The 20,841-nt window shown below is 70.6% G+C and carries 19 protein-coding genes; 3 read left to right on the top strand and 16 right to left on the bottom strand.

Annotated elements, in window-relative coordinates:
- Positions 1 to 79: 79 nt before the first annotated feature.
- The 9 genes from lepB (ACQF4J_RS14995) to ACQF4J_RS15035 all read right to left on the bottom strand — a co-directional run bounded on the left by lepB (ACQF4J_RS14995) (position 80) and on the right by ACQF4J_RS15035 (position 6,406).
- On the bottom strand, positions 80 to 1,060 hold the full coding sequence (lepB, locus tag ACQF4J_RS14995; protein WP_351568295.1) for a signal peptidase I: 981 nt from the start codon (positions 1,058 to 1,060) through the stop codon (positions 80 to 82).
- Entirely contained in the window at positions 951 to 2,081 is a 1,131-nt protein-coding gene (lepB, locus tag ACQF4J_RS15000; RefSeq protein WP_351568298.1) for a signal peptidase I, read from the bottom strand. The genes lepB (ACQF4J_RS14995) and lepB (ACQF4J_RS15000) overlap by 110 nt, the downstream gene beginning before the upstream one ends.
- Positions 2,074 to 2,781: a signal peptidase I gene (gene lepB / locus ACQF4J_RS15005; protein ID WP_351568301.1), complete on the bottom strand. Its 708-nt coding sequence runs from the start codon at positions 2,779 to 2,781 to the stop codon at positions 2,074 to 2,076. Before lepB (ACQF4J_RS15005) ends, lepB (ACQF4J_RS15000) begins: the two co-directional genes overlap by 8 nt.
- A 45-nt stretch (positions 2,782 to 2,826) precedes the next feature.
- Positions 2,827 to 3,177: a 50S ribosomal protein L19 gene (gene rplS, locus ACQF4J_RS15010; RefSeq protein WP_351568304.1), complete on the bottom strand. Its 351-nt coding sequence runs from the start codon at positions 3,175 to 3,177 to the stop codon at positions 2,827 to 2,829.
- Positions 3,178 to 3,311: 134 nt separating this feature from the next.
- Positions 3,312 to 4,145: a tRNA (guanosine(37)-N1)-methyltransferase TrmD gene (gene trmD, locus ACQF4J_RS15015; protein ID WP_351568307.1), complete on the bottom strand. Its 834-nt coding sequence runs from the start codon at positions 4,143 to 4,145 to the stop codon at positions 3,312 to 3,314.
- A gap of 3 nt (positions 4,146 to 4,148) precedes the next feature.
- Positions 4,149 to 4,691, bottom strand: coding sequence for a ribosome maturation factor RimM (gene rimM, locus ACQF4J_RS15020; protein WP_351568310.1), 543 nt, complete (start codon positions 4,689 to 4,691; stop codon positions 4,149 to 4,151).
- A gap of 83 nt (positions 4,692 to 4,774) precedes the next feature.
- Positions 4,775 to 5,014, bottom strand: coding sequence for an RNA-binding protein (locus tag ACQF4J_RS15025; RefSeq protein ID WP_003973401.1), 240 nt, complete (start codon positions 5,012 to 5,014; stop codon positions 4,775 to 4,777).
- Positions 5,015 to 5,016: 2 nt separating this feature from the next.
- Positions 5,017 to 5,436 (bottom strand): 30S ribosomal protein S16, encoded by a 420-nt coding sequence (gene rpsP / locus ACQF4J_RS15030; protein ID WP_351568313.1) that lies wholly within the window; start codon positions 5,434 to 5,436, stop codon positions 5,017 to 5,019.
- 373 nt (positions 5,437 to 5,809) lie between these two features.
- Positions 5,810 to 6,406 (bottom strand): hypothetical protein, encoded by a 597-nt coding sequence (locus tag ACQF4J_RS15035; protein ID WP_058922931.1) that lies wholly within the window; start codon positions 6,404 to 6,406, stop codon positions 5,810 to 5,812.
- A gap of 533 nt (positions 6,407 to 6,939) precedes the next feature.
- Here ACQF4J_RS15035 and ACQF4J_RS15040 point away from each other — a divergent pair.
- On the top strand, positions 6,940 to 7,803 hold the full coding sequence (locus tag ACQF4J_RS15040) for a class I SAM-dependent methyltransferase (protein WP_351568316.1): 864 nt from the start codon (positions 6,940 to 6,942) through the stop codon (positions 7,801 to 7,803).
- A gap of 85 nt (positions 7,804 to 7,888) precedes the next feature.
- Here ACQF4J_RS15040 and ffh read toward each other — a convergent pair whose 3' ends face one another.
- The 5 genes from ffh to ACQF4J_RS15065 all read right to left on the bottom strand — a co-directional run bounded on the left by ffh (position 7,889) and on the right by ACQF4J_RS15065 (position 15,675).
- The gene (gene ffh, locus ACQF4J_RS15045) at positions 7,889 to 9,442 is read right to left on the bottom strand and encodes a signal recognition particle protein (protein WP_351806251.1); all 1,554 of its coding nucleotides are present in this window, start codon (positions 9,440 to 9,442) and stop codon (positions 7,889 to 7,891) included.
- A gap of 279 nt (positions 9,443 to 9,721) precedes the next feature.
- Positions 9,722 to 12,169, bottom strand: a complete 2,448-nt coding sequence (locus tag ACQF4J_RS15050; protein WP_427165807.1) for a [protein-PII] uridylyltransferase — start codon at positions 12,167 to 12,169, stop codon at positions 9,722 to 9,724.
- 24 nt (positions 12,170 to 12,193) lie between these two features.
- The gene (locus ACQF4J_RS15055; RefSeq protein WP_054235369.1) at positions 12,194 to 12,532 is read right to left on the bottom strand and encodes a P-II family nitrogen regulator; all 339 of its coding nucleotides are present in this window, start codon (positions 12,530 to 12,532) and stop codon (positions 12,194 to 12,196) included.
- Positions 12,529 to 13,869: an ammonium transporter gene (locus ACQF4J_RS15060; RefSeq protein WP_351568325.1), complete on the bottom strand. Its 1,341-nt coding sequence runs from the start codon at positions 13,867 to 13,869 to the stop codon at positions 12,529 to 12,531. Before ACQF4J_RS15060 ends, ACQF4J_RS15055 begins: the two co-directional genes overlap by 4 nt.
- A gap of 321 nt (positions 13,870 to 14,190) precedes the next feature.
- Complete coding sequence (locus tag ACQF4J_RS15065; protein ID WP_351568328.1) at positions 14,191 to 15,675, bottom strand: transcriptional repressor NsdA; 1,485 nt, start codon at positions 15,673 to 15,675, stop codon at positions 14,191 to 14,193.
- Between the two features lie 446 nt (positions 15,676 to 16,121).
- On the opposite strand from ACQF4J_RS15065, the gene ACQF4J_RS15070 reads away from it, so the two are divergent.
- On the top strand, positions 16,122 to 16,781 hold the full coding sequence (locus ACQF4J_RS15070) for a bifunctional DNA primase/polymerase (protein WP_351568331.1): 660 nt from the start codon (positions 16,122 to 16,124) through the stop codon (positions 16,779 to 16,781).
- Positions 16,782 to 16,868: 87 nt separating this feature from the next.
- Here ACQF4J_RS15070 and ftsY read toward each other — a convergent pair whose 3' ends face one another.
- Positions 16,869 to 18,071 carry a signal recognition particle-docking protein FtsY gene (gene ftsY, locus ACQF4J_RS15075; RefSeq protein WP_351568334.1) on the bottom strand — a complete coding sequence of 401 codons (1,203 nt, stop codon included), beginning with the start codon at positions 18,069 to 18,071 and terminating at the stop codon, positions 16,869 to 16,871.
- Between the two features lie 175 nt (positions 18,072 to 18,246).
- On the opposite strand from ftsY, the gene ACQF4J_RS15080 reads away from it, so the two are divergent.
- A complete protein-coding gene (locus tag ACQF4J_RS15080; RefSeq protein WP_351568337.1) occupies positions 18,247 to 19,218 on the top strand; it encodes an LLM class flavin-dependent oxidoreductase in 972 nt (323 codons plus the stop codon).
- Positions 19,219 to 19,397: 179 nt separating this feature from the next.
- On the opposite strand, the gene ACQF4J_RS15085 is transcribed toward ACQF4J_RS15080, so the two are convergent.
- Positions 19,398 to 20,813, bottom strand: a complete 1,416-nt coding sequence (locus tag ACQF4J_RS15085; RefSeq protein WP_427165808.1) for a sugar porter family MFS transporter — start codon at positions 20,811 to 20,813, stop codon at positions 19,398 to 19,400.
- Between the last annotated feature and the right edge of the window lie 28 nt (positions 20,814 to 20,841).

Genomic DNA, 20,841 nt, shown 5'->3' on the forward strand with positions numbered 1-20,841 from the left:
ACCAAGCCGCCGCGGGCCGGGTCCGTGGACGGACTGTCCGTGAACAGGCTGTCCGTGAACAGGCTGTCCGTGGACGGGCTCAGCGGGTCTCGGCCGCCGAGGCCTTCCTACGACGCCACAGCGCGACCGGCACGACACCGACGAGGGCGACGGCGTTCGGCGCGGCCGTGAGGGCGGCGGAGGCCGAGGACTTGTCGTTGATGCCGGTCTGGTCGAAGGTATCCGGGATGGGCAGGTTGTCCCAGCGGTTGATCGGCCAGGCGATGACGATGGCGCGGCCCACGACGTCCTTCACCGGGACCATGCCGTGGTGCTTGTCGTTCTGGTTGTAACGGGAGTCGCGCGAGTTCTGGCGGTGGTCGCCCATGACCCAGATGTAGCCCTTGGGGACCTTCACGGAGAACTGCCCGCCCTGGTCGTCGACACTGCACGGGGTGTTGCCGGCGTAGACGAACGACTTGTCGTTCAGCGCCTTGCCGTTGACCTTCAGCGGGCCGGTGCCCTTGCAGGAGACCGTGTCGCCGCCGACGCCGATGACGCGCTTGATGAGGTCCTTCTCCTCGGCGGACGGCATCAGGCCGATCCAGCTGAGGACCTTCTGCACCGGGTTCGGGTTGGGCGTCGGCTCGCCGGCCAGCCAGTTGTCCGGGTCGTGGAAGACGACGACCTCGCCGCGCTCGGGCTTGGAGCCGAACCAGGGGGTGAGCTTGTCGACCAGGACCCGGTCGCCCTGCTGGAGGGTGTTCTGCATCGAGTCCGAGGGGATCGAGAACGCCTGCACCAGGAAGGTCTTGATCAGCAGCGCCAGGACCAGCGCGATACCGATCAGGATGGGCAGCTCCTTCCAGAAGGAGCGCTGCTTCTTCGCCCTGGGCGCCGAGTCGCCCGGCCCCTCGCCGTCGGTCCGGGTCTGCTCACCGGGCATGGTGCCGTCCTCGCCGGTACCGGAGTCACTCCCGGAGGTCACGGCGCTGTCCGCGGCCGGGACGGCTTCCGCGGGGCGTCCGCGATGCTCCTCGCCGTCGTGTCCGGACCGTGCGCCAACCGCCACATCCCCCACGCCAACTCCTCACTCTGTGCCGCCGCCTGCCCCATGCGCGGCGCAGGCCCACCACTCCCATAACGAGCGGGAGTTCCGCAGGGCTCGGGAGCTGGATCGCTGTCTTCAGATCGTCTGGGGCAACCCTATGCGACAGCTCGGGCGCGGCGGTCGTCCCCGACACGGAGTTGGAAACGGAAGCGAAAGTTTTAGGTTCGTCGAGCGAGGTCCAGTGGCCGAGGGGCCAGGCGATGACCTTGGCCCGCCCCACCACGGAGTCGACGGAGACGGTGCCGCCGTAGGCGGTGTTCATGTGGGCGCGGGAGTCCGCGGAGTTGCCTCGGTGGTCGCCCATCACCCACAACCGCCCCTGGGGGACGGTGATGTCGAACTGCTGGGTCGACGGTGCGTTCCCGGGGTACAGGTAGTCGCCCTCGGTCAGGGGCACCCCGTTGACGGTCACCCGCCCCTGATCGTCACAGCACTTGACGTGGTCACCGCCGACGCCGATGACCCGCTTGATGAGGTCCTTGTCGTTGGCCGACGGCAGCAGACCGATGAAGGTGAGCCCTTCCTTGATCTGCTTGACGACGACGGGATCGTCCTTCGTCGTGGTGGTCTGCTCGCCCGCGAGCCAGCCACCGGGGTCCTTGAAGACGACGACGTCCCCGCGCTCGGGCTTGGAGCCGAACCAGGGTGTGAACTTGTCGACCAGGACGCGGTCGCCGATCCGGATCGTCTGCTCCATGGACCCGGAGGGGATGACGAACGCCTGCACCAGGAACGTCTTGAGGACGAGAGCTATGAGGACGGCCACGCCGACCAGGAGGGGTATCTCCTTGACCGCGCTGCGCCGGCGCTTCCGCTTGACCTTGCGCTGCAGCTTGCGCCGCTCGGCGCGGGTACGGCCGCCGCTGGGCGCGGAACCCGACGTCGGTCCGGAGGTGCGGCGGGAGCCCGTGGGCAGCAGGTTCTCGGTGCCGAAGGTGCCGTAGCCGCCGCCGCTCGGCTCGGGGCGGCGCGGTTTGCCGCGGTTACCCATGGGCACCGCCGGCCGTCGCGGACGCGGCGGGCACGCGCGCGTAGGCGCCCGGTCGCTGCAGGCGGGTCCAGTGGGCGGTGGGCCAGACGATCCAGTCGGCCCGGCCGATGACGTCGGAGACCGGAATCATGCCGCCGCCGGGTGAGCCCAGGTGGTCGCGGGAGTCGCTGGAGTCGCTGCGGTGGTCGCCGAGGACGAAGAGGGTGCCGTCGGGCACGACGACATGGAAGGGAACCGTCGACGGGCTGTCCCCGGGGTGCAGGAACGCCGACTCGTCGACCGACCGGCCGTTCACCTCGATCCTCCCCTCCTTGTCACAACAGACCACCCGGTCTCCCCCCACTCCCACGACGCGCTTGATGTAGTCCGCGTTCCCGAAATACCCACTTCCGTCGAACACCACAACATCGCCGCGCCGCGGCTCGGCACCGAAACGGTACGCCAACTTATTTACGAGAACGCGGTCCCCGATCCTCAATCCGTCTTCCATGGATCCGCTGGGAATCTGGAAGGGCTGGACCACGAAAGCGTTGAGGATCAGCAAAAAGACCAGGCAGACCAGCAGCGTCAGGGAGATCCGGCCGCCGGGCAGCCACTCGGTGATCCGCGACACCAACGCGAAACGCGACCGTCCCTCCACAGCCTCTGGTTCAGGGCGGGAGGAGCGGTCGCGCTCCGTGTGCTGTGCTTCGGTGTCCATCGGGGCGGAATGTTATCCGGCCCCCATGTGAACACCCGCGCGAGCTCAGTTGTCGCGCTTCTCCTTGATCTTCGCGGCCTTGCCGCGCAGCTCGCGCAGGTAGTACAGCTTGGCGCGACGCACGTCACCGCGGGTGACGAGCTCGATCTTCTCCACGATCGGGGTGTGCACCGGGAAGGTGCGCTCGACGCCGACGGAGAAGGAGACCTTGCGGACCGTGAAGGTCTCGCGGACACCGGCGCCCTGGCGGCGGATCACAACGCCCTTGAACTGCTGCACACGGGAGCGGTTGCCCTCGATGACGCGGACGTGGACGTTGACGGTGTCACCCGGGCGGAAGGCCGGGAGGTCGCTGCGCAGCGACGCGGAGTCGACGGAGTCGAGCAGGTGAGACATTTCGTCTGCTTTCTTCGCTGATGCCACAGGTCATCAACGGGAGTTAGATGCTTCAGGAGGATGCTGTCCGTGTCGGGACGGGCGTCGTGTCCCCCTGTGGCAGGGGCGCACGCCGGACGACGCACAACAGCGGCCTATTCTTCCACGCCCTGAGTCCTGCGCCAAAATCGGCCGTACGGCTCCCCCTCCGGGTCAGGCGTCCAGCCCAGGATGGAGAGCATCTCGCGGTCCTTCTTGTCGAAGGCCTTGGGCTCGCAGCGCTCGATCAGGTCGGGCCGGTTGGCCGTCGTACGCCGGAGGGCCTCGTCGCGGCGCCAGCGGGCGATCTTCCCGTGGTGGCCGCTGAGCAGCACGTCCGGGATGCCGCGGCCGCGCCACTCGGGCGGCTTGGTGTAGACGGGGCCCTCCAGGAGGTTGGCCATGGCGCCGGGCGCGAAGGAGTCGTCGCGGTGCGACTCGGCGTTGCCGAGGACGCCGGGCAGCAGCCGGGCCACGGCCTCCGTGACCACCAGGACGGCCGCCTCGCCGCCGGCGAGTACGTAGTCGCCGATGGACACCTCGTAGACGGGCATCCGGGTCGCGTACTCGTCGATGACCCGCCGGTCGATGCCCTCGTAGCGGGCCGGCGTGAAGACCAGCCAGGGCCGCTCGGAGAGCTCGACGGCGAGTTCCTGCGTGAAGGGGCGGCCGCTGGGCGTGGGGACGATCAGCGCGGGCGCCCGGGAACCGGTCTCGTAGCCGTCGGCGAGGACGTGATCCAGGGCGTCGCCCCAGGGGTCGGTCTTCATGACCATGCCGGGGCCGCCGCCGTAGGGGGTGTCGTCGACGGTGTTGTGGCGGTCGTAGGTCCACTCACGCAGGTCGTGCACATGGACGTCGAGCTGTCCACGCGCGCGTGCCTTGCCGACGAGGGAGACGTTCAGGGGTTCGAGGTACTCGGGGAAGATCGTGACGACGTCGAGGCGCATCGCTTACGACTCTTCCCGCGAGGAGGCGATCTCCGCCTTGTCGTCGATCAGACCGGGCGGCGGCGTGATGACGGCCTTCTGCTCGGCGAGGTCGATCTCGGTGACGATCTCCTCGACGAAGGGGATCATCACCTCGCTGCCGTCCGGGCGCTCGACGATGAAGAGGTCCTGGGACGGCAGGTGCGAGATCTCGGTGATCCGGCCGATCTCGACCCCGTCGGCCGTGACCACGTCGAGGTCGATGAGCTGGTGGTCGTAGTACTCGTCCTCCTCCTCGGGGAGCTCGTCCGGGTCGACCTCGGCGATCAGCAGGGTGTTGCGCAGGGCCTCGGCGCCGTTGCGGTCGTTCACGCCCTCGAACCGCAGCAGGAGCCGGCCGCTGTGGACGCGGCCCGTCTCGATGGTGAGGGGACCCGTGGAGGACGGGTCGGTGGCCAGGACGGCGCCGGGGGCGAGCCGCAGTTCGGGCTCGTCGGTACGGACCTCGACGGTGACCTCGCCCTTGATGCCGTGGGCGCGGCCGATCCGCGCGACTACGAGCTGCACTTCTCAGGATCTCCTGTCATACGACTACGGGCCGGGGACGGCCCAGTGGCCCTCCCCGGCCCGAGCCGGTGCTGCGTTTGGCGTCAGCGGACGTGGTCGACGTCGACGAGGTCGACGCGGACACCACGGCCGCCGATTGCGCCCACGACGGTGCGCAGAGCGCGCGCGGTGCGGCCGTTGCGGCCGATCACCTTGCCGAGGTCGTCGGGGTGGACCCGGACCTCGAGGACGCGTCCGCGGCGCAGGTTGCGGGAAGCGACCTGCACATCGTCAGGGTTGTCGACGATGCCCTTCACGAGGTGCTCGAGAGCCTCCTCGAGCATGCTCAGGCCTCGGCCGACTCGGACTCGGCGGCGGCCTCGTCCTTCTTCTCCGCCTTCTTCTTCTGGGTGATCGCCTCACCCTTGCCCTCGTCGTCCCCACCCAGGGCCTCGAACGACGGGCGCGCCTTCTTGGGCTCGGCCACGAGCAGCGGAGCCGGGGCGGGCTCGCCCTTGAACTTCTGCCAGTCGCCGGTCTTCTTCAGGATGGCGAGAACCGGCTCGGTCGGCTGCGCGCCGACACCCAGCCAGTACGCCACGCGCTCGGCGTCCACCTCGATGACCGACGGGTGGTAGGTCGGGTGGTACTTGCCGATCTCCTCGATCGCACGGCCGTCACGGCGGGTGCGGGAGTCGGCGACGACGATGCGGTAGTGAGGCGAACGGATCTTGCCCAGACGCTTCAGCTTGATCTTGACTGCCACGGGAGTGGGTTCTCCTGGATTTGACGTGGTTGGGCACGGCGAGAGAGCCGCGTGGGGTTGCGGTACCCGAGTGCCCGATGGACGCGTCAGCCGGAGGAGAGAGGGGTCCTGTGCGGCTGTCGAGTACAGCTAGCCATTGTGCCACACCTCGAGGGTCGCCTCGGACCGGCGGTTCCCGGCGCCGGGCATGCGGAAGCGGCACCCGGCCTCGCGCGCCGTCACGGCGTCCGCACGGCCCGGCGCTGCCGGGTGCCGCCCGCGGTCCACTCGTGCCGGCAGAGCGGCACTGCTTCCCGCGAGCGGCGGTCGGCTCCCCCGACCACGGTGCCCGGATCCCGGCAGCCACGAGTTGCCGGCGCTCCAGGGCGCGCGGTCAGGCCGCCCCGACGACCTCCGGGATCCGGAACGGCTTGCCGCAGCCGCCGCAGACGATCGGGGCCTGGGCCAGGACCGAAGGGACGACCCGGACGTTGCGACCGCAGTCGCAGACGGCCTTCACCCGCACCCCGCCCCCGGATGAGCCGTGGCGGGCGGCGGGGCCGCGGAAGCTCTTCGGGGTGTCCGCCGCCGTCGCCACCGTGTGGGCCTTCAGCGCGCGCTGGAGGCGGTCGATGGTGGGACGGTAGCGGCGCTTGGCCTCGGGGTTGAGCGTGACCAGCGAGAAACCGCTGCTGGGATGCGGCTCCTCGGGGTGGTCCAGGCCCAGCTCCTCGGCGATGGCGAGGAATCGGCGGTTGTGGTACCGGCCGGCGCGGGAGGTGTCGCGCACGCCGCGCGCGGCGGCGATGCCGTGGACTGCCTCATGGAGCAGTCGCTCGAAGGAGAGCTCGTGCCCGCACGCGGACGACGACTCTCCGATCAGGGACTCTGGCGCGGCGAGATCGGGCAGCTCGGGGTGGTACCGCTGAATGTCGGCCCACGCCTGTGCCAGCTCCGCGGCGAGAACAGGTGGTGTCTGTGTCGTGCTCACGTAATGACAACGAGCGGGGGTGCCGCTGTGTTCCTATTCCGGGGCATCCCAAATAATTTGCACGTACCCGTCAGTTGCCGCTGATGCGTGGAGACGAGGGCGGGTGCGCTGATCTGCGGAGAAGCCTCGCAGCTCGTACCAAGCCGGTACGTAGCCTGACGTACGCCCCGCCGCGTAGATCGCGTCCACGCGTGGGTGCGGCTGTGCTCCGCGGATACGCAAGAGGCGTTTCGGTCGCTCTCGCGCCGGAACGGCCCTGCCTCAGTAAGCGCCCGAGAGGGCAGCGACGTTACCGGGCGCGTGCGCACCCCCCGTCGCCGGCCCGTCGGCGCAGAGCAGACACCCTACGGGCCCAGGTTGCCGGAATGTGAAATCTCGCCACTCGGACGCCGAACCCTCAAGCCGGGGCCCACGAGCACTGGACGAGCGGTCGAGTGCGGAGTTACCTGGCATACGGGGGGAGTGCGAGCGCACGTCACGGGGGCCAAGGAATCGGGCACAGCTGCAACTCTCGGCGGATTGGGGCGCTTTACATGACACCTACGCTCGTGCGGCAGCACCGGACTCACGCGGGCGCGAAACCCCGTGTGGACCTGTGTGCACGCGCGCGTGACTGGTCCGAGATCCAGGAGCGGATGCTGGTGCCGCTCTACGAGGCCGTCTACGAGCGACTCGAGGTCGGGACCGGCACGCGCCTTCTGGCCCTCGGTTGTGGCAGCGGGCTCTCCCTTCTCATGGCCGCTTCCAGAGGCGCGGCCGTCACCGGTGTCGAGCACTCCTCCCCCGAACGGCTGGCCCTGGCGCGGGAGCGGCTGCTGCCGGACGCGTGGGACGCACGCGGGCGTGCGGACGTCCGGATCGTCGACGGTCCGCCCGGGGACCTGGGGACCGCGGGCGGCGCGGAGACGCCCGCGTACACCCTGGTGACCGTCTTCGAGCCCCTCGGGTGGGCAGGGGACTCGGAGGGGGTCGGCGGGCTGCTGCGGGCGGCGATACCGCTCGCCGAGCGCGGGGCACCCGTGGTCCTCGCCGGCTGGGGTCCGCCGGAGCGCTGCGCCACGGCGTCCGTGCTGCGGGTGGCCGGCAAGCTGGCGGACCCGCTGCGCGGCGCGGGCAGCCCGCGTCCCACCCTGCGCGACGACCTGGAGGAGGTGGCCCAGCGGTCCGGTCTGCGGCCGGACGGCTCCGGGCGGGTCGCCTGCCCCTTCGGATACGCCGACACGGACAGCGCGCTCAAGGGGCTGCTGTCGACCGGTCTGTTCGACGCGGCGATCTCGGCGACCGACCGCACGCAGGTCAACAAGGAGTTGACGGAAGCGCTGCACCCGTATGTGCGCGGCGACGGCACGGTGTGGATGCCCAACGTCTTCCGGTACGTGATCGCGCGCGTCCCCTAGGCGACACGATTGGCCGAAAGCAGCGGGGCCGGTCGTCGTCGCGACGCAATGTCGTGACGACGACCGACCCCGGTGGGCCGCACGGTCAGCCCATGAACTTCTTGAACTCGTCCGGCAGCTCGAAGTCCTGCGGGGCCTGCTGGCCGGGTACGCCGAAGGCGCCGCCGCCCTGAGCGGCCGCCGCGCGCCGGGCGGCCTCCTCCTGCTCCTGCTGCTTGCGCTTCATCGGGTTGCCGGAGCGCTGCTTGCCCTTGGCCTTCTTCGGCTGCTTCTTCGCGCGGCCGGGGCCGCCGCCCATGCCCGGGATGCCCGGCATACCGGGCATGCCGCCGCCCTGGGCCATGCGGGACATCATCTTGCGGGCCTCGAAGAACCGCTCGACGAGGTTCTTCACCGCGCTGACCTCGACACCGGAACCCTTGGCGATACGGGCGCGGCGGGAGCCGTTGATGATCGTCGGGTCCTGGCGCTCGCCCGGCGTCATCGACTTGATGATGGCGGCCGTGCGGTCGACGTCACGCTCGTCGAGGTTGTTGATCTGGTCCTTGATCTGGCCCATGCCGGGCAGCATCCCGAGGAGCTTCGAGATGGAGCCCATCTTCCTGACCTGCTCCATCTGGGCCAGGAAGTCGTCCAGGGTGAAGTCCTGGCCCTTCTTCGACGCCAGCTTGGAGGCCATCTTCTGGGCCTCTTCCTGGCTGAACGTCTTCTCCGCCTGCTCGATCAGGGTGAGCAGATCACCCATGTCGAGGATGCGGGAGGCCATCCGGTCCGGGTGGAAGGCGTCGAAGTCCTCGAGCTTCTCGCCGTTCGACGCGAACATGATCGGCTTGCCGGTGACCTGGCGGATCGACAGGGCGGCACCGCCGCGGGCGTCGCCGTCGAGCTTGGACAGCACGACACCGTCGAAGCCGACGCCGTCGCGGAAGGCCTCGGCGGTGTTGACCGCGTCCTGACCGATCATCGCGTCGACGACGAAGAGGATCTCGTCCGGGGAGACGGCGTCGCGGATGTCCGCGGCCTGCTGCATCATCTCCTGGTCGATGCCGAGGCGGCCGGCGGTGTCCACGATCACGATGTCGTGGACCTTGGACTTCGCGAAGTCGATGGAGTCCTTGGCGACCTTGACCGGGTCGCCGACGCCGTTGCCCGGCTCGGGCGCGTACACCGCGACGCCCGCGCGCTCGGCGACGACGCTCAGCTGGTTCACGGCGTTCGGACGCTGCAGGTCGGCGGCGACCAGCAGCGGCGAGTGGCCCTGCTCCTTCAGCCAGTGGCCCAGCTTGCCCGCGAGGGTGGTCTTACCGGCACCCTGCAGACCCGCCAGCATGATCACGGTGGGCGGCTGCTTGGCGAAGCGCAGGCGCCGGGTCTCGCCGCCGAGGATCGTCACGAGCTCGTCGTTGACGATCTTCAGGACCTGCTGCGCCGGGTTCAGCGCGCGGGAGACCTCGGCGCCGAGGGCGCGCTCCTTGACGTTCTTGATGAACGTCCGCACGACGGGCAGCGCCACGTCCGCCTCGAGGAGCGCGATGCGGATCTCGCGCGCGGTGGCGTCGATGTCCGCCTCGCTCAGACGCCCCTTGCCGCGCAGATTCTTGAAGGTCGCTGAGAGGCGATCGGAGAGAGTGTCGAACACGGCGGCGTCGGTCCTCGGAGTCGGGGGCAGTGTGAGCGTCTTCCAGGGTATCCGGACGCGCAAGACAATCGTCCCCGCCCGGCACCTTCCAGGGTCTGTCGTTCGGATCAGCCTGGCTGTGACGTGCGCTGCCTTGCAGCCGGCCCGAGCGGGGTCCGGTGCGTGCGGCCGCAAGGCGGAGGAGGGCGTCGACGCGGAGCATCGGCACGCGGCGACAACGCCGCGGAAGTGCGTGCCAGACCCCGCGACGCCGGGATGATCCGAACGACGGGCCCTGGGTCACCCCCGCAAGGTCTCCTCCAGCTTGCGTGCCACGGAGGCCGCCTCCTCGCCGGGCAGCGGCACCCCTTCGGCCCCGGTGACGTAGAAGGCGTCCACGGCGTTGGCGCCGAGCGTGGACACGTGCATGCTGCGCACCCGCACCTTCGCGTCGTCCAGCGCCCGCCCGATGCGGTGCAGCAGTCCGGGTGCGTCCTGCGCCCGCACCTCGATGACCGTGGCGTGCCGGGAGGCCGCCGAGGCCACCGTCACACGCGGCGGCGGCGCGACCACGCCCCGGCGGCGCGGATACGCGGCGTCCCGCTCGGCGAGGCGTCCGGCGATGTCCAGGGAGCCGTCCAGGGCCCGTACGAGATCGGCCCGCAGACGGGCGGCCTGGGGCAGGGAGCCGTACTCGGCGGCGACCCGCCAGTCCAGCAGCAGGACCGCGCCCTCGACGCCGTCGGGCAGGTCCAGGGCGCGCAGCTCGGCCGTGCGGACGGTCAGCCGGTGCATGGCGAGGACGCCGGCGACCGCGGGCAGCACGCCCGGCTGGTCCGGTACGGCGATCAGCAGCTCCACGCCCAGCGGTTCGGGGTCGCCGGAGGGCTGGTCGTCGGCCGGCGGCTCGGTCTGCGCGCGCAGGGACAGCACGGGGCTGCCGGTGGCGAGCGCCTCGATGGCGAGGCGTTCCTGCTCGGCCGTGGGCGCGGCGGCCTCGGGCTCGTCCGGCGCGTCCCCGGAGAGCGCCGCGTGGACGCGCTTGACGAGGTCGGCGACGAGCGAACCGCGCCAGGACGACCAGGCGGCCGGGCCGGTGGCAAGCGCGTCCGCCTCCGTGAGCGCGTGCAGCAGCTCCAGCGTCCCCTGCGAGCCGACCGCTTCGGCGACCGACCGCACGGTGGCCGGGTCCTCCAGGTCACGCCGGGTGGCCGTGTCGGCGAGCAGCAGGTGGTGGCGTACCAGGGCCGCGAGTACGGCGACGTCCTCGCGGTCGAAGCCGATGCGGGCGGCGACGTCGCGGGCGATGATCTCGCCGGCCACCGAGTGGTCGCCGGGCCAGCCCTTGCCGATGTCGTGCAGGAGCGCGGCGACCAGGAGGAGGTCGGGGCGGTGGACGCGGCGGGTGAACTCGGAGGCGCGCACGGCTGTTTCGATCAGGTGCCGGTCGACGGTCCAGATGTGCACGGCGTTGCGCTGCGGCCGGCAGCGTACCCGCTCCCAGTCGGGCAGCAGCTGGGTGATCAGGCCCTCCGCCTCCAGCGCCTCCCACACCTCGATGGTCGGACTGCCCGAGCCGAGGAGGGTCACGAGCTGTTCGCGCGCCTCGGCGGGCCAGGGCGTGGGCAGGGGGCGCACGAGGGACGCCATGCGCCGTACGGCGTGCAGCGAGAGCGGGAGGCCGGCCTGCGCGGCGGCCGCGGCGGCGCGCAGCGGCAGGACGGGGTCGCGCTCGGGGCGCGCGGCGCGGGCGAGCACCACCTCGCCGTCCTGCTCCACCACGCCCTCCGCCAGGGGCGAGCGCTCGGCGACCGGCTTTCCGCCGCCCAGCATGGCGCGCAGCCTTGGCCGCACGGCGCGCGATCGCAGCACGCGCCCCACCTCGCGCCAGGTGACGTCACTGGCGTAACTGATGACCCGCGCGGCCTCGTAGACCTGGCGCAGGAGGGTGTCGGCGTCCAGGAGGCCCAGCTCGGCGGCGACCTGGTCCTGTTCCTGGAGCGCGAGCCGGTCGGTGGCGCGCCCGGTGGCGAGGTGGAGCGCGTCGCGGACGTCGAGGAGCCGGCGCCGGGCGTCGTCGAGGCCCTCGCGGGGGGCGTCGGCCAGCCAGGAGGCGGCGACGGCGCGCAGGGCGGTGGCGTCGCGCAGGCCGCCGCGGGCCTCCTTGAGGTCGGGTTCGAGGAGGTACTGCAGCTCGCCCTGGCGTTCGGCGCGCTCGGAACAGAGCTCCTGGAGTTCGGGGAGGCGTTTGGGCGCCTGGTTGCGCCAGTCGGCGAGGACGGCGGTGCGCAGGCCGGCCGTCAGACCCAGGTCGCCGGCGATGTGACGGGCGTCCAGGAGACCGAGTTGGACTTTCAGATCCTCTCCGGCCGTCTTGCGCGCCTCCCCCGGGGTGCGCACGGAGTGGTCCAGGGAGAGGCCGAGGTCCCAGACGGGGTACCAGATGCGGTCGGCCAGGGCGGCGACCGCCTTGGGGTCGCTGCCGTCGTGGAGCAGGACCAGGTCGAGGTCGCTGCGCGGGGACAGCTCGCCGCGGCCGTAGCCACCGACCGCGATCAGCGAGGCGCCGCGCAGTCCCTCGGCGCCGGCGGCGAACAGGCCGGTCAGCCATTCGTCCGTCAGCCCCGAGAGGGCCGCACGGCGCGGCGGCCCGGACCGCGCCCCCTCCGTGAGGAGACGCAGCCGGGCCGCCGCGTAGCCGCTGGGTCCCGAGTCCTCTGCTTCGTTGTGCACGTTCGTACTCGACACCCGGCAGCTCCTGTTCTTCTTCTGTCAGAGCGCGTCGGGGCCGCGCTCGCCGGTCCGGACCCGGACGGCCGTCTCGACCGGGATCGACCAGACCTTGCCGTCACCGATCTTGCCGGTTCGGGCCGCCTTGACGACGACATCGATCAGCTGCTCGGCGTCGTCGTCCTCGGCCAGCACCTCGATGCGGATCTTCGGCACCAGATCGACGGTGTACTCCGCACCGCGGTAGACCTCGGTGTGGCCCCGCTGACGACCGTAGCCGCTCGCCTCGGTGACCGTCAGGCCGTGGACTCCGAAGGCCTGGAGGGCTTCCTTGATCTCGTCGAGCCGGTGGGGCTTGACGACGGCGGTGATGAGCTTCATGCGTCCACCTTCTTGCTCGCGGCACCGACACCGGCCGGGACCGTGCTCTTGACCGCGCCGCCACCGGCGCCGCTGAAGTCGTATGCGGTCTCGGCGTGCTCGGCCTGGTCGATGCCGGAGACCTCCTCGTCCTCGCTGACCCGCATGCCGATGGTCTTGTCGAGGATGAAGGCGAGGATCGCGGAGGCGATCAGCGAGTAGGCGAGGACACCGAAGACACCGGCGCACTGGATCCAGAACTGGTGCATGCCGCCGCCGTAGAACAGGCCCTTGACGTCGGACTGGCCCTTGCCGCTGGCGAACAGACCGATGAGCAGGGAGCCCGCGATACCGCCGACCATGTGGACACCGACGACGTCGAGCGAGTCGTCGTAGCCGAACTTGAACTTCAGGCCCACGGCCGCGGCGCACAGGACACCGGCGATGACGCCGACGGCGATCGCGCCGAGCGGGGAGACGGCACCACCCGACGGGGTGATGGCGACGAGGCCCGCGACGGCACCGGAGGCGGCGCCCAGCGTGGTGAACGCGCCGTGGCGGATCTTCTCGTAGGCGAGCCAGGCGAGCATGGCGGCGCCGGTGGCGATCTGGGTGTTGACGAACATCAGCGGGCCGACGCCGTCGTCGTTGCCGAGCCAGGAGCCGGCGTTGAAGCCGAACCAGCCGAACCACAGCAGACCGGCGCCGAGCATGACCAGCGGCAGGCTGTGCGGGCGCATCGGGTCCTTCTTGAAGCCGACGCGCTTGCCGATGACCAGGATGACGCCGAGCGCCGCGGCACCGGCGTTGATGTGGACCGCGGTACCACCGGCGAAGTCGATCACACCGAGCTCGAAGGCCCAGCCGCCGGTGCCCCAGACCCAGTGCGCGACCGGGAAGTAGACGATCGTGGCCCACAGGATGAGGAAGAGGGTCCAGGCGCTGAACTTCACCCGGTCCGCGAGCGCGCCGCTTATCAGAGCGGGCGTGATGATCGCGAACATCATCTGGAAGATGGCGAAGACGAACACCGGGATGGTGTAGCCCGGCCAGAGGTCCATCTTGTCGATGCCGGCCCAGCCGACGAAGTCGCCGGTCCAGCCGATCACTGAGCCGTGGTCGGTGCCGAAGCTCATGGAGAAGCCGTAGAGCACCCACAGGATGGTCACGACACCCATGCTGATGAAACTCATCATCAGCATGTTCAGGGTGCTCTTGACACGGACCATGCCTCCGTAGAAGAAGGCAAGACCGGGGGTCATGATCAGCACAAGCGCGGATGCGATCAGCATGAAACCCGTGTTCGCGGATGACAGCTTGGGTGCCTCCGCGGCAAGCGTGATGGCGGCTGATGCCATCGGCGTCTCCTCGTCGGTTGTACGGCCCCGTGCGGGTCGGAGCGTGTGAGCGGTCCGGTCATGAGGGGTGGGCCGGTTATGCGCCATGAGATTGGCGCAGCGCGGTTTCGGTGGAAGCCCCTGGTTGTTTCACCGGAGTGACGAAGACGCCCTGCGTGTTACGGATCGATGAATTGCCAGATGCCCGGCCGGGCGATCGTTATCGTGGCGCAACCTTCGAGGAAGGCGAAAACCGGCCGCGGCGGGCCTTCCGATGACCTGGCATGGGGGAGCCGAGTCGGGCAGTTCGGGAGGGCCGGCCGCGGCCGGGGTTCAGGGAGTTCAGACCGCTTCGGCGGTCTCGGGGAGCTCGATCGCGAGCTTCTCCGTGAGATCCACGACCTCGGCGAGGTCGCCGAAGTCGCGTACAGCCGTGTCGACGGTCTTTCGGATACGAGTGTTGACTCGCTCGGAGCGGACCTTCTTGGCGATGTGCATGGCCTGCCCGGCCAGCACCGCGCTCTGCCCGGGCTCGCGCCGCAGCAGGTGCACGGTGGCCATGCCGATCAGGTTGAGCGCGTACGACCGCTGGTGCTCGGGGTCCTCGGCGAACAGCTCCACGGCCCGCTGCATGAGGGGCTCGGACAGGGACGCGTACGTGGGGCTGCGGCCGGCCACGTAGGCGAGGTCGCGGTAGGAGTGGCTGTTCTCGCCGTACAGCTCGGCCTCGGAGAAGAAGCGGATCCAGTCGGGGTCCGGCTCGTCCCACTCGTCGACCTCGCCGAAGGTGTCCTCGGCCATCCGCACCGCCCGCTTGCACTTGCCGGGCTGCCCCATGTTGGCGTAGGCGCGGGCCTCCATCGCATACAGCATCGACTGGGTGCGCGGACTCGCGCAGTCCCGGCTGCCGTACTGCGCGAGGTGGATCAGCTCCAGGGCGTCGTCGGGCCGGCCGAGGTGGATCATCTGGCGGCTCATGCTGGACAGGACGTACGAGCCGAGCGGCCGGTCGCCGGCCTCCTTGGCGGCGTGCAGGGCGAGGACGAAGTACTTCTGCGCGGTGGGCTGCAGTCCGACGTCGTACGACATCCAGCCCGCGAGCTCCGCCAGTTCGGCCGCGACCTTGAACAGCCGACGGGTGGTGCTCTCGGGCTGGGGTTCCTGGAGGAGGTCGGTGACCTCGTGCAGCTGGCCGACGACCGCCTTGCGGCGCAGGCCGCCGCCGCACTGGGCGTCCCACTGGCGGAACATCACCGTGGTGGACTCCAGGAGGTCCAGCTCGGGCTGGGAGAGCCGGCCGGGGCGGCGGCTCGCGGCGGACTGCTCGGCCTCCGGCTGCGGGGCCTGGGGGCCGGGCACCAGCCAGCGCTGCATCGGCTCGATGAGGGACGGGCCCGCGGACAGCACCAGCGAGGTCCCGAGGAAGCCGCGCCGCGCCAGCATCAGGTCGCTGCGCGAGAACTCGCTGAGCAACGCCACCGTCTGAGGGCCCGTCCAGGGCAGGTCGACGCCGGTCGCCGAGGGCAACTGGCGTGCGGCGCGCAGGCCGAGGTCCTCGACGGAGACCACGCAGCCGAAACGCTCGGAGAACAGGTCGGACAGGATCCTGGGGATGGGCTCGCGGGGGTTCTCGCCGTCCAGCCAGCGACGCACCCGGGAGGTGTCGGTGGAGATGTGGTTGGCGCCCAACTGGCGTGCCCTGCGGTTGACTTGGCGGGCGAGTTCACCCTTCGACCAGCCGCTGCGCACGAACCAGGACGTGAGCAGCTCGTTCGGGCGCTTGTCCGTGCTGGTCGCGGTTGTCCCGCTTCCGCCGTTGCCGCTCACTGGAACGCCCCCATCCCTGAGACCACTTGTCGCTGAGTGCGCCAAGCCCTATCAGAATGCCGGTAAATAGGGCCTCCCGTCCGCCGGTTCTCACCCTTCGAACGGAAAGCCGACTTGCCTCCGGCATACCCACGAGCGCATGTGCCCCCAGGCCTCGCACACTCAAAGTAATCCCACGATCACGCTTCCAGCCATGGCGATCCCGGAAACGCCACCATTCGCCACCCCATCGAATGAACTAACGGTGGCCTTCACACGATTCACTTGACATAGGACGGCCAGGAGTAGGCGGAGCGATGCACTCAGGGGCGCGCACCGCCGAGTTCACCACCCGGGGCACTTCGGAGCGCCGTCTGGACCGAGCGGATCCGGTGACCCGGAACACGCAGGGTCACGTTCCGCATCCGCGTCGTAACCACCGGTGCGTCGGACACGTTGGAGGGGGTATGGGCTTCACGATCGGCGGCATCCGGGAAATCCGCTCCGGCACACGCAGGCGCGGTCGTTCCTCGGAGAGCACCACCGCGGTCGCCGAGTTCACCGGCCTGTGGGGCTGGGACGTCGTGGCAGGGGCGCGAGCCGCCGCGGGCGCCTGCTCCTGCGGCCGGGTGGACTGTGACGCGCCGGGGGCGCACCCGCTCAATTTCGCGCCCCAGGTCCAGGCCGGCGCCACCCTCGACGAGGTCACCAAGACCTGGGGCGAGTTCCCCGGAGCGGCGGTGATGCTCCCCGTCGGCCGGGCCTTCGACGTCATCGAGGTCGCCGAGACCGCCGGCCGCAACGCCCTGGTCCGCCTGGAGCGCATGGGTCTCCCCCTCGGCCCGGTCACCGCCACGCCGGACGGCCGCGCACACTTCTTCGTCGCCCCCGGCGCCGCCGCCGAACTTCGCGACCTGCTGTACCGCATGGGCTGGGACGACCCCACCGCCCTCGACCTGCGCGGCCTCGGCCCCGGTACGTACATCACGGCCCCGCCTTCGGACCGGGGCGGGCTGGGTCCGGTGCGCTGGCTGCGGCCGCCGGCCCTGGACTCGGCGACCAGGCCACCGGCGGCCCGGCTGCTGCTGGGGACGCTGGCCTACGTGGCGCACCGGTCACGGGCATAGCCGGCACACGGAGAAGCGCCCGCCTCCCGGACCGTACGGGAGACGGGCGCTTCTTGGGCCACGTACCGGACTCGGCAGGTGGTGGGGTCACTCCCCGATAAGGGCGTCAACGAACGCCTCCGGCTCGAACGGCGCCAGATCGTCGGCGCCCTCCCCCAGTCCGATGAGCTTGACCGGGACGCCCAGCTCGCGCTGCACGGCGACCACGATGCCACCCTTGGCCGTGCCGTCCAGCTTGGTCAGGACGATGCCGGTGATGTCGACGACCTCGGCGAACACGCGGGCCTGGACGAGACCGTTCTGCCCGGTGGTCGCGTCGAGGACGAGCAGCACCTCGTCGAGCGGCGCGTGCTTCTCCACGACCCGCTTGACCTTGCCGAGCTCGTCCATGAGGCCCGTCTTGGTGTGCAGGCGGCCGGCGGTGTCGATGAGCACGACGTCCGAGCCCATCTCCTTGCCCTCCTTCACCGCGTCGAAGGCCACGGAGGCGGGGTCGCCGCCCTCCGGCCCGCGCACGGTGTAGGCGCCGACCCGCTCGCCCCAGGTCTGCAGCTGGTCGGCGGCGGCGGCACGGAAGGTGTCGGCGGCGCCGAGCACGACGGAACGCCCGTCGGCCACCAGGACGCGGGCGAGCTTGCCGGTGGTGGTGGTCTTGCCGGTGCCGTTGACGCCGACGACCATCACGATGCCGGGCTTGCTGGTCTCCGGCTCGGTCCTCACCGTGCGGTCCAGGTCGGGGCCGACCAGCTTCAGCAGTTCCTCGCGCAGCAGGCTGCGCAGCTCCTCGGTGGTGCGGGTGCCGAGCACCTTCACGCGCTCGCGCAGGCCCTCGACCAGCTCCTGGGTGGGCTGCACACCGACGTCGGCGGTGAGCAGGATGTCCTCGATCTCCTCCCAGGTGTCCTCGTCGAGGTGCTCGCGCGACAGGAGCGTCAGCAGGCCCTTGCCGAGCGCGTTCTGGGAGCGGGAGAGTCGGGCACGGAGGCGGACGAGCCGGCCGGCGGTCGGCTCCGGCACCTCGATCTCGGGGACTTCCAGAGCCGGCGGTTCCTCGACGACGACCGGCGCCGAGCCGTCGGGTAGATCCACCTCCTCTATCGTCCGGCGCGGTTCGTCGCGCGGCGTCTCGGCCTCGTCGCCGACGTGCGGCTCGGCCGGAGGGGCGGTGATGTCGGGCGCTGCGGGCGGCGGCGGGGGCAGCGACTTCTTGCGCCGGCTGCCGACGATGAGCCCGCCGAGCGCGCCGAGCACGACCACGGCGATGACTACAGCAAGGATGACGGTTTCCATAACCCGTCCAGTATCGGCCATGGCCCAGGCCGGGCCCAGTGCGGAGTGCGTGCCGGTCTCGTGGGTTCCTCCAAAGAGCCGCGCGCCCGGGACGGCGGCGTCTTGCGCACCCATGGCGATCTGACGCTGCGTCAGCTAACGTCCCCCGCACATCCGCCCGGCGAAGGGGACCCCCATGCCCGTCACGGTCGTACGCTTCAACCTCGTCGCGCCCGGCGCCACCCCCGCCGAGCTGGGCGCCCGCTACCGGGCCGCCCTGGAGATGGCCGCGTACGCGGACCGGCAGGGGATCACCACCGTGCAGACGGAGGAGCACCACGGCGTCGCGAACAACTGGCTGCCGTCGCCGTTCGCCTTCGCGGCCGCCGTGTTCGGGGCGACCAGCCGGATCGCGGTGACCGTCTCGGCGGTGATCGGTCCGCTGCACGACCCGCTCAGGATGGCGGAGGAGATCGCCGTACTGGACCTGCTGAGCGGCGGGCGGCTGGTGACGGTCGCCGGGATCGGCTACCGCCCCGAGGAGTACGCGCTGTTCGACGTCGACTGGAAGCGCCGCGGAAAGCTGCAGGACGAGCTGCTGGAGACGCTGCTGAAGGCGTGGACCGGCGAGGAGTTCGAGTACCGGGGCCGTACGGTACGGGTCACCCCGCGCCCCTGCACCGAGCCGCACCCCCTGCTGCTGGTCGGGGGCTCCTCCAAGGCCGCCGCCCGCCGGGCCGCCCGTCTCGGCCTGCCCTTCTTCCCCAGCGCGCACCTTCCCGAACTGGAGGCGTACTACAAGGAACGGCTCGTCGAGTACGGCACCGAGGGCTGGACCATGATGCCGACCGCCGAGACCCCGCTGCTGCACATCGCCGAGGACCCCGACCGGGCGTGGGGCACCTACGGCGAGCACTTCCTGCACGAGGCGCGGACCTATGCCTCCTGGCAGTCCGGGGAGATCCGGTCGGCGGTGAAGTCGGCGGCGACGACCGTGGACGAGCTGCGCGCGGAGGGCGTGTACCGGATCCTGACGCCGGACCAGTGCGTGGAGCAGGGGTTGGACAACCTCGTCCTGCATCCGCTGGTGGGCGGGATGCCGCTGGAGGAGGGCTGGCGCAGCCTGCGGCTGTTCGCGGAGCGGGTGCTGCCGGAACTGGAGGGCTGAGCCGGCCGACATCCCGTGGGCCCGAGCCGGGCGGTCTCCCGTGAGCCCGAGCCGGGCGGTTCCGCGTGAGCCACGCACCGCCGCCCCCGTCCGGACGGTGAATCCGGGCGGGGGCGGCGGACGGTACGAGGAGAGGGGCAGCGGGGATTGGGCCCTTCTCCCCGAGTCGGTGCGGGCGTTCAGCCCATCTCCTCCAGCGTCTTGCCCTTCGTCTCCTTGACGAACTTCCAGACGAACGGCACGGAGAGCGCGGCGAAGACCGTGTAGATCACGTAGGTCGCGGAGAGGTTCCAGTCGGACAGCGACGGGAAGCTCGCGGTGATGGCCCAGTTGGCGATCCACTGCGCGGAGGCGGCCACGCCCAGCGCGGCGGCGCGGATCTTGTTCGGGAACATCTCGCCGAGCATGACCCAGACGACCACACCCCAGGACAGGGCGAAGAAGAGGACGAAGACGTGGGCGGCGATCAGGGCGGTCCAGCCCTGCGCGGCGGGCAGCTTGCCGTCGACGAGGTCGAAGGAGAAGGCCCAGGCCTCCAGCGCGAGGCCGATCACCATGCCGACGGAGCCGACGATGGCGAGCGGTCGGCGGCCGACGCGGTCCACGAAGATCATCGCGATCACGGTGCCGATGATGTTGATGATCGACGTGGTGAAGGAGTAGAGGAACGAGTCCGTCGGGTCGACGCCGACCGACTGCCACAGCGTCGAGGAGTAGTAGAACGCGACGTTGATGCCGACGAACTGCTGGAACACCGACAGGCCGATGCCGATCCAGACGATCGGCTTGAAGAAGAATCCGCCGCCGAGCAGGTCCTTGAAGGTGGACTTGTGCTCGCTCTTCATGGCGTGCTCGATCTCGGCGACGCGGGCGTGCAGGTCGGCGCTGTCGCCCTCGACCTCGGCGAGGATCTCCCGGGCCTTCTCGCGCTTGCCGACGGAGATCAGGAAGCGGGGGGACTCGGGGATCGCGAGGGAGAGCAGCCCGTAGAGGACCGCCGGGATCACCATGACGCCGAGCATGACCTGCCAGGCCTCCAGGCCCATCAGCTTGCCGCGCTGGTCGCCGTCGGCGGCGTTGAGCAGACCCCAGTTGACCAGCTGGGAGATGGCGATGCCGATGACGATCGCCGCCTGCTGGAAGGAGCCGAGCCGGCCGCGGTACGCCGGCGGGGCGACCTCGGCGATGTAGGCGGGGCCGATGACCGAGGCCATGCCGATGGCGAAGCCGCCGACGACCCGCCAGAAGGCGAAGTCCCACAGCGCGAAGGGCAGCGCCGAGCCGACGGCGCTGACCGTGAACAGCACGGCGGCGATCTGCATGACCCGGATGCGGCCGATCCGGTCGGCTATGCGGCCGGCGGTCGCGGCGCCGATGGCGCAGCCGATCAGGGCGATGGCGATGACCTGCGCGAGCGCCGCGGAGCCGATGTCGTAGCGGTCACGGATGGCCTCGACGGCGCCGTTGATCACGGAGCTGTCGTAGCCGAAGAGGAAACCGCCCATCGCGGCCGCGGCCGCGATGAAGATGACATGCCCGAGATGATCGGGATGAGCCGTTCCGGCTCCGGACTTCTGTGCCTGCGCTGTGCTCACGCGTTCAACTCCTCGGGCCACCGGCAGC

The organism is Streptomyces sp. C1-1, assembly GCF_050214755.1.
Lineage (GTDB): Bacteria > Actinomycetota > Actinomycetes > Streptomycetales > Streptomycetaceae > Streptomyces.

What these genes read in the sequence shown, in the direction of transcription:
- ACQF4J_RS15025 (WP_003973401.1), bottom strand. Translation starts at nt 5,014, where the DNA reads ATGCTCGAGGAGGCTCTCGAGCACCTCGTGAAGGGCATCGTCGACAAC.
- rplS (WP_351568304.1), bottom strand. Translation starts at nt 3,177, where the DNA reads ATGTCTCACCTGCTCGACTCCGTCGACTCCGCGTCGCTGCGCAGCGAC.
- ACQF4J_RS15055 (WP_054235369.1), bottom strand. Translation starts at nt 12,532, where the DNA reads ATGAAGCTCATCACCGCCGTCGTCAAGCCCCACCGGCTCGACGAGATC.
- ACQF4J_RS15070 (WP_351568331.1), top strand. Translation starts at nt 16,122, where the DNA reads ATGGGCTTCACGATCGGCGGCATCCGGGAAATCCGCTCCGGCACACGC.
- ACQF4J_RS15080 (WP_351568337.1), top strand. Translation starts at nt 18,247, where the DNA reads ATGCCCGTCACGGTCGTACGCTTCAACCTCGTCGCGCCCGGCGCCACC.
- ACQF4J_RS15040 (WP_351568316.1), top strand. Translation starts at nt 6,940, where the DNA reads ATGACACCTACGCTCGTGCGGCAGCACCGGACTCACGCGGGCGCGAAA.
- trmD (WP_351568307.1), bottom strand. Translation starts at nt 4,145, where the DNA reads ATGCGCCTCGACGTCGTCACGATCTTCCCCGAGTACCTCGAACCCCTG.
- lepB (WP_351568301.1), bottom strand. Translation starts at nt 2,781, where the DNA reads ATGGACACCGAAGCACAGCACACGGAGCGCGACCGCTCCTCCCGCCCT.
- ftsY (WP_351568334.1), bottom strand. Translation starts at nt 18,071, where the DNA reads ATGGAAACCGTCATCCTTGCTGTAGTCATCGCCGTGGTCGTGCTCGGC.
- ACQF4J_RS15060 (WP_351568325.1), bottom strand. Translation starts at nt 13,869, where the DNA reads ATGGCATCAGCCGCCATCACGCTTGCCGCGGAGGCACCCAAGCTGTCA.
- lepB (WP_351568298.1), bottom strand. Translation starts at nt 2,081, where the DNA reads ATGGGTAACCGCGGCAAACCGCGCCGCCCCGAGCCGAGCGGCGGCGGC.